The sequence below is a fragment of the Mesorhizobium sp. M7A.F.Ca.ET.027.03.2.1 genome, from assembly GCF_003999175.1.
Lineage (GTDB): Bacteria > Pseudomonadota > Alphaproteobacteria > Rhizobiales > Rhizobiaceae > Mesorhizobium.
Genome location: NZ_RZOM01000067.1, coordinates 1 through 11,545 on the forward strand (window position 1 = coordinate 1; position 11,545 = coordinate 11,545).

Annotated in this window: 9 protein-coding genes and 2 pseudogenes; 7 read left to right on the forward strand and 4 right to left on the reverse strand. The window is 63.5% G+C overall.

Annotated features, from left to right (window positions below):
• Positions 1 to 1,012 (reverse strand): thiamine pyrophosphate-binding protein (locus tag EN750_RS05185; protein ID WP_245482622.1); only part of this gene is annotated, 1,012 nt, incomplete at its 3' end.
• A gap of 85 nt (positions 1,013 to 1,097) precedes the next feature.
• Positions 1,098 to 2,435, reverse strand: a complete 1,338-nt coding sequence (locus tag EN750_RS05190) for an aromatic ring-hydroxylating dioxygenase subunit alpha (RefSeq protein ID WP_189526054.1) — start codon at positions 2,433 to 2,435, stop codon at positions 1,098 to 1,100.
• Positions 2,436 to 2,563: 128 nt separating this feature from the next.
• On the opposite strand from EN750_RS05190, the gene EN750_RS05195 reads away from it, so the two are divergent.
• Positions 2,564 to 3,505, forward strand: coding sequence for a LysR family transcriptional regulator (locus EN750_RS05195; RefSeq protein WP_127395802.1), 942 nt, complete (start codon positions 2,564 to 2,566; stop codon positions 3,503 to 3,505).
• Positions 3,506 to 3,714: 209 nt separating this feature from the next.
• On the opposite strand, the pseudogene EN750_RS40470 reads toward EN750_RS05195, so the two are convergent.
• A pseudogene (locus EN750_RS40470) lies at positions 3,715 to 4,551 on the reverse strand (FAD-binding oxidoreductase); the annotation flags it as partial.
• A gap of 119 nt (positions 4,552 to 4,670) precedes the next feature.
• A pseudogene (locus EN750_RS41620) lies at positions 4,671 to 4,777 on the reverse strand (hypothetical protein); the annotation flags it as partial.
• Positions 4,778 to 4,971: 194 nt separating this feature from the next.
• Between EN750_RS41620 and EN750_RS05205 the strand changes: the two are divergent.
• From EN750_RS05205 to EN750_RS05230, 6 genes are all read left to right on the forward strand, one after another.
• Positions 4,972 to 5,964, forward strand: a complete 993-nt coding sequence (locus EN750_RS05205; RefSeq protein WP_127395803.1) for a membrane dipeptidase — start codon at positions 4,972 to 4,974, stop codon at positions 5,962 to 5,964.
• A 313-nt stretch (positions 5,965 to 6,277) separates the two neighbouring features.
• The gene (locus EN750_RS05210; protein WP_127395804.1) at positions 6,278 to 7,837 is read left to right on the forward strand and encodes an ABC transporter substrate-binding protein; all 1,560 of its coding nucleotides are present in this window, start codon (positions 6,278 to 6,280) and stop codon (positions 7,835 to 7,837) included.
• A 52-nt stretch (positions 7,838 to 7,889) separates the two neighbouring features.
• Complete coding sequence (locus tag EN750_RS05215) at positions 7,890 to 8,837, forward strand: ABC transporter permease (protein ID WP_127327013.1); 948 nt, start codon at positions 7,890 to 7,892, stop codon at positions 8,835 to 8,837.
• A 28-nt stretch (positions 8,838 to 8,865) separates the two neighbouring features.
• Positions 8,866 to 9,705 carry an ABC transporter permease gene (locus EN750_RS05220; RefSeq protein ID WP_127395805.1) on the forward strand — a complete coding sequence of 280 codons (840 nt, stop codon included), beginning with the start codon at positions 8,866 to 8,868 and terminating at the stop codon, positions 9,703 to 9,705.
• Positions 9,702 to 10,685 (forward strand): ABC transporter ATP-binding protein, encoded by a 984-nt coding sequence (locus EN750_RS05225; RefSeq protein ID WP_127395806.1) that lies wholly within the window; start codon positions 9,702 to 9,704, stop codon positions 10,683 to 10,685. The genes EN750_RS05220 and EN750_RS05225 overlap by 4 nt, the downstream gene beginning before the upstream one ends.
• Positions 10,682 to 11,545: oligopeptide/dipeptide ABC transporter ATP-binding protein (locus EN750_RS05230; protein WP_145967434.1), on the forward strand; the 864-nt coding region annotated here is incomplete at its 3' end. The genes EN750_RS05225 and EN750_RS05230, both read left to right, overlap by 4 nt.

Consider the following 11,545-nt stretch of genomic DNA (forward strand, 5'->3'; position numbering starts at 1 on the left):
GCGGCAGCAGGACCTGCGCGTTGGGGATCTTGCCCTCGATGCGGTCGGCCAGCAGCGCCAGCGAAGGGCCGAGGTCGCCGACGATTTCGGCTTGCGGGAAATAGACCTGCTCGACATCGGCTGATTGGTAGCCGACATGAATGACCCTCGGCCCCTTCGCTCCCATGATGAAGGGCGGCTTCTCCACGGTGTCGTGACCGATGGTGATGATCAGATCGGCCTGCTCGATGGCCTCGTGCACGTAGTCGCGCTCCGAAAGGGCTGCCGTTCCCATATAGAGCTCCGTGCCGCCGGGCACGGTTCCCTTGCCCATCTGCGTGGTGAAATAGGGAATTTGCGTCCGCAGCACGAACTGCGCGACATCGGGGGTCACGCGCGGACGCGACGCCGCCGCGCCGAACATCAGCAGCGGGCGCCTGGCTTCCATGATCATAAGGGCGGCGCGATCAAGCGCACCCGGGCTGGCCAGCGGCAGTTCGACCGGGTGCGTCGGCACCAGTGCGATCGGCTCACACTCGGCCGCCGCAATGTCTTCCGGCAGTTCCAGATGTACGGGGCCGGGACGTTCTTCCTGGGCGACACGGAAAGCTTCGCGCACCAGCGAGGGGATCATCTTCGGCGAGACGATCTGGCGCGACAGCTTGGTCAGCGGCTTCATCGCCGCGACGATGTCGACGATCTGGAAGCGCGCCTGCCGGGATGACAGGATGCCCTTCTGGCCGGTGATCATGATCATCGGCATCGCGCCGAGCAGCGCATAGGCCGAACCGGTCGAAAGATTGAGCGCGCCTGGGCCAAGCGTGGTGATGCACACACCTGCCTTGCCGGTGAGCCTGCCATAGGTGGCGGCCATGAAAGCGGCTGCTTGCTCGTGGCGGGTCAGGATCAGCTGGATCGAGGAGCGGCGGATGGATTCGACGATATCGAGATTTTCTTCGCCGGGAATGCCGAAAATCCGTTCGACCCCTTCGTTCTCGAGGGCCGCGACGAACAAGTCCGAACCTTTGGTCATAAACTGTCTCTCCCGCAACATTCCGTCGGCCACCTTCATATGGCATCGGAATGCGACGCCTCAAAGAGGCATCTTCGGCCGCGGGTCAGAGCCGCGTGTTGCAGCTCGCCGCCTTGGGCGATGCGAAAAGTTCCTTCGGCGCGGACCACTGGCTGACGGTCGCGCCGCGCGTGCCGGTGATCAGCGAACGCAGTTCCGACAGATAGGTCTGCACGAAGAACGAGGTCTGGCTTTCCAGCGGCGTGTAGGGGCCCGGCCGGTAGGCGCGCGACATGATGCCGTCGGCATTGTCTTCGGTGATCTTCTTGTCCTGCACCGTGGTGACGTCCCACATCCAGCTGATCGCATCGGCGTCGACGTCGTTATCGGCATCCTTGTCGACGAGCCAGGTCAGGATGGCGTCTGTTTCCATGGCGTTGCGCGGTATCATCTGGAACAGCGTGGCATAGTCGTTGGCAGCACTTGCAAACGACAGGCGTCCGAGGCGAAAGCCGCTTTCGCCGCCATCATAGGCGTGACGGCCGCCCATCAGGCACGAGACCCCCTCGCCCGTATTGGACAGCGTGTTACGGCCGGAGCCGATCGGCTTGCGGTGCATGGCAAACGGCATCGTGTCGAGGTCGCCTGCTTGCCATGCGCCCTTGTGGAACTCGGCATCGCCGATGACGCTGTGCCAGGCCTCGATTTCGTTCTGCCACTCGACTGCCTTGTCGGCGTCGCGGGTCGCGGTCACTTTGACATGGCCGTTGACGCGGTAATATTCGGGGTGAGCCGGACGGCAGTGATAGCATTCAAGGAAGTTCTCGAGCACCAGCTTCCAGTTCGCCTTGGTCAGATAATTCTTGCGGGCGACGATGCGTGCACGGTCGAGGCCGTTTTCGCGCAAGCCGGCGGTTAGCCCGTCCGCGACGGGCTGGATCTCGGGCAACGAATTGGCATCGAGGCCACAGAAGACGAGGCCGCCGAAACCCTTGCAGGGCACGCGGTGCAGTCCCAGTCCTTCCGGATCGACGCTTGCAGGAAGGTCCTGCCGCGACTGCAATTCACCGGTCAGCCTGAACGACCAGGCATGATAGGGGCAGACCAGAAGCTTGCCGCGACCATCTTTGGCGCAGAGCCGCGAGCCGCGATGGGTGCAGACATTGTAATAGGCCGCGATGTCGTCCTCGCCATCGCCGAAGCGCACGACGATGATCTCCTCGTCGAACAGCTGGCGCACGATGTAGCGGCCCTTTTCAGGCACCTCGCTGGAATGGGCGACAAGCATCCATTGGCGCGGAAACCACAAGTCCCGTTCCAGCGCGAAGATCGCCGGGTCGGCATAGAAGGCCTGTTCCAGCGACCAGTCCGGACGTTGCCGGTCAATCAGCCTGACGGTCTCGCTTCTGTCGATTGGCTGGCCGTTCGATGTGTAGGCCTGCACGGCAAACACCTTTCTGCTCGCTGGCGTTAGGATGATTTTTCGATAGAGTGTGCGATGCGGAAAGGCTTGCGGCAAATACAGAAATGATAGACCTTCATATCGAAAAGGCATGAATGTAGGTTCGGATCGTGAAAACCCTCAAGACATCGCTTCCCCTGCTGAACGCCATGGTCGTCTTCGAGGCTGCCGCCAGGCATGGCGGGCTGACGCTGGCCGCGCAGGAGCTCAACATCGCCCAATCGGCGGTCAGCCGGCATGTCGCCAATCTCGAGCGCCAGTTGTCGGTCGAGCTGTTCACGCGCAAGGGCAACCGCGTCGCCGTCACCGGGGCCGGCAACACGCTGGCCGAAGCGATCCGCGAGGGTCTTGGCACCATCAGGCAAGCGGTCGAGGATTTGACCGCGCACGACAGCGATACATTCGTGGTCGGCTGCAGCCACGATTTCGCGCAGGCATGGCTGATGCCGCGCTTCGACCTCATCACCTCGCGGGTGGCCGGCGACCGGGTGCTTTTGCAGACATCCACCGATTACAGGGATTTCGACCAGCCCGAAGTGGCACTGTCGATCCGTTTCGGCGAAGCCGGGCAATGGCCCGAATTCGTGGCCGACAAACTGCTCGACGGCGAATGGTTCCCGGTTTGCGCACCGGCGTTCCTGGCGCGTTACCCGGCGCTCGCCTCGGAGGACCCCGAGGCTTTCCTGGCGGTGCCGCTGCTGCACCAGGTGACGCCGCCCGGCGCGATCGACAGTTGGCAGTCATGGATCGGAACCGAGCGGAAACTCGATGGTCCTCGGTTCACCAGCTACATGTCGATGATCCATGAAACCATCGCCGGACGCGGAGCTGCGCTCGCCTGGGCGGGGTTTGCCGACGAGCATCTGCGCCGCGGCCAGCTCGTTCGGCTGACGAAGGCCTCGCGTCGCCACGCCGGCTCCTTCCACATCGTCATGAGGAAGAATGCCGGTCCAACGGTCAGGGGAGTGGCGCGGGCGCTGCTGGATAGTGTCGGGGACAGCTTGCAGGCCAGCGTCTGGGACAGCTGGCAGGCCAGCGTCGGCGACAGCTGACCATCAAGCCTCGCGACCGAACCGCGACGCTTCATGACGCGCGCCCCAGGCATGGCGGCCTCGATCTCGGCCTCCGACTTGAACGCACCGGAGGCGTAACGATCGACACGGAACCGCTCGGCGGAAACGAACGGGGTCTGCCCGAGGACCAGTTCGCAGGATAGCCGGCCGAGGCCCGGTCCATGGGTGACGCCGCTCTCATTATCGCCGCCGACAACCACGACATTGTCGCTGCCGGGCACCTTGGCAACGACAAGGCCGTTGTCGGGCGTGTAGCACGGCACGCCTTGCGCCCAGCTCGCGATCGTCGAACCGCGCAGGGGCGGGAACACAGTCTGCAACTCGGCAAGCTCCTGCTCGGAGGTCTCCCGCATCAGCTCGATATTGTGCGGCTGGCCAGGTTCGATCTCGTTGTCGTCGGTCTTGTAGAGAGGTTTGTAATGCCGGCCGGTTCCCCACATGACGGCGCCGAATGTTTCGCGCAGCCACAGCCGCAATTCGCGGCACTGGACCGTGGGAATGGTCGACGGCAGCCCGCGATCGTCGGTGACGATGCGCGTTGCGACGACGCGCAGCAGCGGCAACTTCCAGCCGAGGCCTGACATGACCTGGTTGTTCCAGGCGCCGGCGGCAACGATCACGCCGTCAGCCTCAAGGCTGCCCTGATCGGTCTCGATGGTCACCCGATCGCCGGCATCATGGACGGCCGTTACGCGTGTGCCGCTGCGAAAAACACCGCCGAGTTCGCTGATCTGGCCGGTCAGTACCCCCATCGCCAGCTTGGTGTCGAGCTGGATGCCATGCGGATTGTAGGCGGCCGAATGGACCCGCGCCGGATCGATGAGGCCCTGCATCTTCTGGCCGATCTGCGCGGCGTTCAAATCCTGCATTTCCGGCGGTGCATAAGGAGAGTCCAGCACCGGTCGGACGAAACGCTCGCGCCCGTCCTCGGTCAGCGCCATGATCAAGGTGCCGTTCGGCCGATAGCCGATCTCGACGCCGACCTCGTGCAGCCTGCGATAGAAATCGAGGCCATATTGCTGCAGCTGAAGGCCCTCTTCGGCAAGCGGGAATCATGCCGGCGGACCAATGGGAGACGAAGCCAGCACCAGCGCTTGTGGTTGCGGCACCCGGCTGGCCGGCATCGATGACCGTCACTTGGCGCACGCCGGACCGCAGCAAATGGAAAGCCGCGCTGCAGCCGATAATGCCGCCGCCGATCACGGCGATATGCCTGCTATCGCTCCCGCCATGGCTTCCGTTTGAGCTCATCTTTGTTCTCCCTTTTGCCGATGGTCCGGTCGGAGCGACATGCAGCGACGGCGACCATACAGGCCCGTTCGGAGCTGTCTAGACACATGTGTCTGTGGCCTGATACTTGACGCGTACTGCATCTGGATCACACGTCCGGAACGCCGCTTGATCTGGCCTTCCGTTGTTGGTGTTGCCGAGAGAGCGAGGAAAAAGTGAGCGTTTCGACTGCCGCCCAGGCCATTTTCGACAGTGAAATCATATGGGACGCGCATTCCGGCTTCATGCCGGATCCGGCGGCGGACCTGAACAATCTGCAGATCTGGCGCGATGCCGGCATCGACTATCTGTCCATCGATGTCGGCTTCGACCTGTTGCCCTGGGAGCAGACAGTGCGGACCCTCGCGAATTTCCGCCACTGGATCCTTGCCAACCCTGAGCACTACACGCTGGTCTCCTCCGTCGCGGAAATCCGCAAGGCCAAGCTCGAGGGCAAACTGGCGATCACCTTCGACATCGAGGGCATGAACGCGCTCGACGGCCGCGTCGAGATGGTGGAATTTTATCACCATCTGGGCGTCCGCCAGATCCTGTTTGCCTACAACAGGAACAACCTCGCCGGCGGCGGTTGCCACGATGTCGAGACCAGCCTGACGGCGTTCGGCCGCCAGGTCATCGACGAGATGAACCGTCTCGGCATGTTCGTCGACGTCACCCACACCGGCTATCGCACTTCGATGGAGGTGATGGAATATTCCAACCGGCCGGTGATCTTCTCGCACTCCAACGCCAAGGCCTTGTGCGGCCATGGCCGCAACATCACCGACGAGCAGATAAAGGCCTGCGCGCGCACCGGCGGCATCGTCGCGATTGTCGGGCTCAATCGTTTCCTGGGAGAAGGGCGGACGGACTCGGACAGGCTGGCTGACCACATTGAATATCTCGTCGATCTGGCTGGCCCAAATCATGTCGGCATCGGGCTGGACTACGCCTTCCCCGTCGACGTCAAAGGCATCGACCGTATCATTTCCGACAATCCGCAATTCTGGCCCAAGAGCGAATATCCGGAAGGGGCGACGACCTACGCGGCTCCCGGCCAGATGCGCGAACTGACCGATGTGCTTCTGCGCCGCGGCCAGTCCGAGCAGACCGTGCGCAACGTCCTGGGCGGCAATTTCGTGCGCCTGGCGGCCGAAATCTGGAAGTGAAGGTAGCGGAGAGCGCGTCTCCGCTCCAGCTCTTGATCCAGGCCCCACCGAATGGCGGGCCAGGCCGCACCGTGTGCGCGATCACATTTCGCGCTTAGCCGCTTGCCTATGCCGACGCAGCGGCGGGGGCGGATCGGATATCAAGATTTCCCGCAAGATCGTCCGTATCCAAGATTCGGACATGCCGGCAAAATTTTCGCTAGACATAGATGTCTATTATTAGCAGTTTTAGCGGACCGGTACATTCGGCCCGGCTTGGAGAATGGCCCGCGGCCTGAAAAACAAGACAACGAAAACAGCAGAGGGGTAGAGCATGTCCATTCTAGCCGACACCAGGGTTTCGCGCCGCAGCTTGCTCGCCGGAGCCGGCGCTTTCGGCCTCGCCTCAATGGTCAATCCAAAAGTTTCCTGGTCGAGCGACGGGCCGATCCTCAAGGTGCGATCCTACGCCGACATCCAGACGCTCGACCCTTGTTTCCGGCTGGCGGCCCCCGAAGGCGACATCACCAGCGTCATCTTCGCAGGCCTCGTCGTCACCACGCCGGGCGATAGCTGGGGCTGGCGGCCGATGGCTGCGGAAACGATCAAGCAGCTCGATCCGCTGACCGTCTCCTTCCAGCTGCGCGACAATATCGGCTTCACCGATGGCTACGGCCAGATGACGGCGGAAGACGTCAAGTTTTCGATCGAACGCATCGCCGACCCCGCCAACAAGAGCCCCTATTCCGGCGACTGGGCAACGCTCAAGGAGGTCGAGGTCAAGGACAAGCTGTCGGGGCTGATCCACCTGAAGCAGGCCTTCGCGCCGCTGTGGACGTCGACCTTGCCGACGCCGTCCGGCACCATCCTGTCGAAGCGCGCCATCACCGAGCTCGGTGGCAAGATGGGCGTCAAGCCGGTGGCCCAGTCGGGCCCCTACATCCTGAAGGAATGGCTGCCCAAGCAGCGCACGGTGCTGGTGCGCAATCCCGACTGGAAGTACGAGCAGGGCGCCTTCGCGGAAATCCACATCCATCCGATCGAGGATGAGAAGACCGCCGAACTTGGCTATGAGGCCGGCGACCTCGACTACACCTGGACCGCGGTCTCCTCGATCTCGCGGCTGAAGCAGACACCGCCGCCAAAGACGACCGTCGTCGAGAAGCCTTCGCTGGCCTTTGTCTGGCTCGGCATGAACCAGGATGTCGCCCCTTTCGACAATCCGAACATGCGCCGCGCGGTTCAGTACGCGGTGGATCGCAAGGCGGTGGTCGACGCTGCCTATTTCGGTGCGGCCGCTACGGCCACCGGCATCATCGCGCCCGGCCTGCCTGGCCATCGCGAGAAGAACCTCTTCGATTTCGATCCGGACCGCGCCCGCGACATGATCGCCAAGGAGGGGCTGGCCGGCACCACGATCACGCTCGACATCCTCAACAAGACCGAGCGGCTGACCGCGGCGCAGGTCGTGCAGTCGAACCTGCAGGATGTCGGCCTCAATGTGGAGATCAAGCAGAACGACAGCGGCACTTTCTGGACGCTTGGCGCCAAGGAAGGCGACTACTGGAAAAAGCTGCAGATGATCATCAGCCGCTTCTCCATGCAGCCGGATCCGAGCTGGGCCACCGCCTGGTTTACCCGCGACCAGATCGGTGTGTGGAACTGGGAGCGTTTTTCAAGCGAGGAATTCGACAAGCTCAACGCCGAGGGCATGGTCGAGCTCGACCCGGCAAAACGCGATGTCATCTACAAGAAGCTGCAGGACCTGATGGAGGAGAACGGCAACTACGTTTTCCTGACGCATGAGGTCACCGGCATCATGAATCGAGACACGCTAGTGGCCGGCCTGAAGCCGAACGGCGAACCCGTGTTCACCGACTTCAAACCGGCATGACATCGGCGGGCGGGGCTCGTTCCCGCCAAAGACCGTCCGACAGGTACTGGAAATGATCCGCTACGCCCTCAAGCGTCTGTGGCTTGGCGCCATCATCATCAGCGTCGCCATGATGATGATGTTCGCCATGGTCTACCTTATTCCCGGCGACCCGGCCTCCGTCGCGCTGGGGCCGCGCGCGACGCCGGAGATGATGGAGGCGCTGCGCGTACGCATGGGCCTCGACCAGCCGGTTTGGCGGCAGTTCCTACATTTCTACGGATCGGTCCTGCGCGGCGATCTCGGCACCGAGGTGCTATCAGATCGGCCAGTTCTGGACGTGGTGATGGAACAGCTTCCGTTCACGCTGGCGCTGGTGGTCGGCGGCATCACGTGGTCGGTGGCGCTGGGCATCCCGCTTGGCTGCATCGCAGCGGTGCGGCGCGGCGGCTTTGTCGACCAGGTGATCGGGGTCCTGTCGGTGGCGATGATCGCCGTGCCATCCTTCGTCGTCGCCATCTATTCGCTGCTGGTGTTTGCGGTCGCCCTGCAATGGCTTCCGGCGATCGGCGCCGGCGAACCGGGCGACCTCGCCAGCCGGCTTCAGCACCTCATCCTGCCGTCTCTGGCGGTCGGCCTTGGCTGGATCGGCTATATCTCGCGCATGGTGCGCGCCTCGATGCTGGAGACGCTGGAGGCCAGCCATATCCGCACGGCGCGCGCCTTCGGCCTGACCGAGCACCGGATCGTCTACACCTATGCGCTGCGCATCGCCGTGCTGCCGACCATCACCTTGCTCGGCGTCGGCATCGGCCACATGCTGTCGTCTTCCGTCTTCGCCGAAATCGTCTTCGCCCGTCCCGGCATCGGCAAGCTGGTCTATGAGGCGATCTCGGTGCGCAACTATCCAATCGTCTCCGGAGCCGTGCTGGTTACCACGGTCTTCTTCGTCCTCGTCAACGTAGCGGCCGACATCCTGGTCGGCCTATTGGATCCCCGTGTCAGATCAAGTTTCAACTGAGCTGCCATCCCGCAGCTTCCGTCTCGGCATGATATGGCGCACCGTGCGCCGCATCATGCGCGAACCGCTGGGCGCCATCGGCCTGACGCTGGTGACGGTGGTGGTGCTGTCAGCGGTGTTCGCCAGCGGCCTGACCAGCTATGCGCCGAGCAAGATATCGCCGGCCGAACGTTTCGCTTCGCCGAGCCTGCTGCATCTGCTCGGCACCGACCATCTCGGCCGCGATCTTCTCACCCGAGTGCTCTATGGCGGGCGCGTCGCGCTTTTGATCGCGCTGGGCGCGACAGCGGTGTCGCTGGTTGTCGGCGTCGTGCTGGGGCTGATCGCAGGCTATGGGCCGCGCTGGCTCGACAATGTGCTGCTGCTGATCTTCGACGCGGTGAAGAGCTTTCCCACCGTTATGCTGGCGCTGACGCTGGTCACCCTGTTCGGCCCCTCGCTCTACGCGGTGGTGCTGGTGGTGATGCTGGTCAATGTGCCGGGTTATGCCCGCATCATCAGAACCCAGACGCTGGTGCTCAAATCAGCCGAACATGTCATGGCGGCGCGCTCGATGGGCGCCAGTGCGGGCCGCATCCTGCGCGTCCATATCCTGCCCAACATCATCGGCCCGATCCTGATCTTGATATCGATGGACATTCCCGTGGTGGTGGCGATCGAGGCCGGCATGAGCTTTCTCGGGCTCGGCGTGCGGCCGCCGACGCCGAGCTGGGGCGCGATCCTCAATGACGGCTTCGCCAACATTCGCGATTCCTACTGGATCGTGATTGCCGGCGGCCTGCCGATCGTGCTGACGACACTCGGTTTCACCTTCTTCGGCGAGACGCTGCGCGACCTCTTCGATCCCCGGCTGAAGGGGCGCTCATGACGGTTCTCGAGGTCAAGAATCTGAGCGTCGCCTTCCACACCGAGAGTGGGCGATTGGAGGCGCTGAAGCAGGTGAGCTTTTCCGTGCCGGCCAACCGCAGCGTCGGCGTGGTCGGCGAATCCGGCTGCGGGAAATCGACGCTCATCAACGCCATTCTCGGCCTGCTCGCCGACAATGGTGAAATCACATCGGGCGAGATCATCTTCGAGGGCGACAAGGACCTTGCCCGGCTCGACCCGACCGCGATGCGCGGCCTGCGCGGGCAAAGGATCGCCACCGTGTTCCAGGATCCGATGGGTGCGCTCAACCCGGTGCTTTCGGTGGGGCGGCAGATGCGCGACATCCAGTATCGCTCCGGTCTGTCGAAGCGGGACAAGGATGCGCGTTCGGTCGCCATGCTGCGCAAGGTGCGGATTCCCGATCCGGAAAGCCGGCTGACACAGTTTCCGCACGAGTTCTCCGGCGGCATGAAGCAGCGCATCGCCATCGCCATGGCGCTGATGATGGAACCGGCGCTGCTGATCGCCGACGAGCCGACAACTGCGCTCGATGCCACGCTGGAGGTGGCCACCATCGAACTGCTCAAGGATCTGCAGCGCGACATCGGCTGCTCGGTGCTGTTCATCTCGCATCATCTGGGCGTGATTGCCGAACTCTGCGACGAGATGATCGTGATGTATGCCGGTGAGGTGGTGGAGAGCGGCACGACTCGCGAGATCTTCCACGATGCGCGCCATCCCTACACGCAGAAGCTTTTGGCCTGTGATCCCGCGCGGCTGTCGCAGCGGGTTGCCCGCCTGCCGACCATCGCCGGGACCTTGCCGGATCTGCGCCGCCGACCAAGCGGCTGCGTCTTCCAGCCGCGCTGCGATCGCGCCGACGCCCAATGCCTGACGACGCCTCCCAGCGCAATCCTCGGTGGGTCTCACATCGCCCACTGCTGGCATGCGGACATTCCCTTGGGAGCGATGAACGCATGAGCTCCGACGACCTGCTCCGCGTCAGCGATTTGCGAGTCTCGTTCCGGGTTGGCGGCCTGTCCGCCAGGCTCGCCGGGCGAGCCACCGAGATCGAAGCGGTGTCCGGTGTCAGCTTCACTCTTCAACGAGGCAGCACCTTCGCGCTGGTCGGCGAATCCGGCTCGGGCAAGACGACGCTGGCGCGCACCCTCAACGGTCTTCAGCCGGTGAAAGCGGGCACGATCCTGTTTGAAGGGCAGGAACTGCAAGGCCTGTCCAACACCGCCATGAAACCGGTGCGGCGGCGCATGCCGATGATGTTCCAGGATCCGGTCGGGTCGCTGTCACCACGGCTCAGCGTGCGCTCGCTGCTGTCGGAGCCTTTCGTCATCCACGGACTGTCGGATCGCGATCTCAACGCCGAAGTCACACGGCTTCTTGCGCTGGTCGGACTGCCGCGCGATTTCGCCGACCGCTACCCGCACCAGCTTTCCGGCGGCCAGGCACGCCGCGTCGGTGTGGCGCGGGCGATCGCGCTGGACCCCGTGCTGGTCGTCGCCGACGAACCGACCGCCGGCCTCGACGTCTCGGTGCAGGGAGAGGTGCTGAACCTGCTCAACGATCTGCGCGACCGCATGGGCCTGTCGATGCTGATCATCACCCACAATCTGCATGTCGTGCGCCAGATCGCCGACCGCATGGCGGTGATGTATCTCGGACGCTTCGTCGAGCAGGGTGAAACCGAAGCGATCTTCCGCGCGCCGCATCATCCCTATACGGCGGCACTTCTGTCCGCCAATCCGGAGCCCGATCCCGACAGGGTGCATCAGCGCATCACGCTGCCGGCTGACGTTCCGTCCCTGCTGGCGCGCCCTTCAGGC

Bases quoted from the DNA above. Each gene is read 5' to 3' on its own strand.
- EN750_RS05210 (WP_127395804.1), top strand. From the start codon at position 6,278: ATGTCCATTCTAGCCGACACCAGGGTTTCGCGCCGCAGCTTGCTCGCC.
- EN750_RS05220 (WP_127395805.1), top strand. From the start codon at position 8,866: ATGATATGGCGCACCGTGCGCCGCATCATGCGCGAACCGCTGGGCGCC.
- EN750_RS05215 (WP_127327013.1), top strand. From the start codon at position 7,890: ATGATCCGCTACGCCCTCAAGCGTCTGTGGCTTGGCGCCATCATCATC.
- EN750_RS05225 (WP_127395806.1), top strand. From the start codon at position 9,702: ATGACGGTTCTCGAGGTCAAGAATCTGAGCGTCGCCTTCCACACCGAG.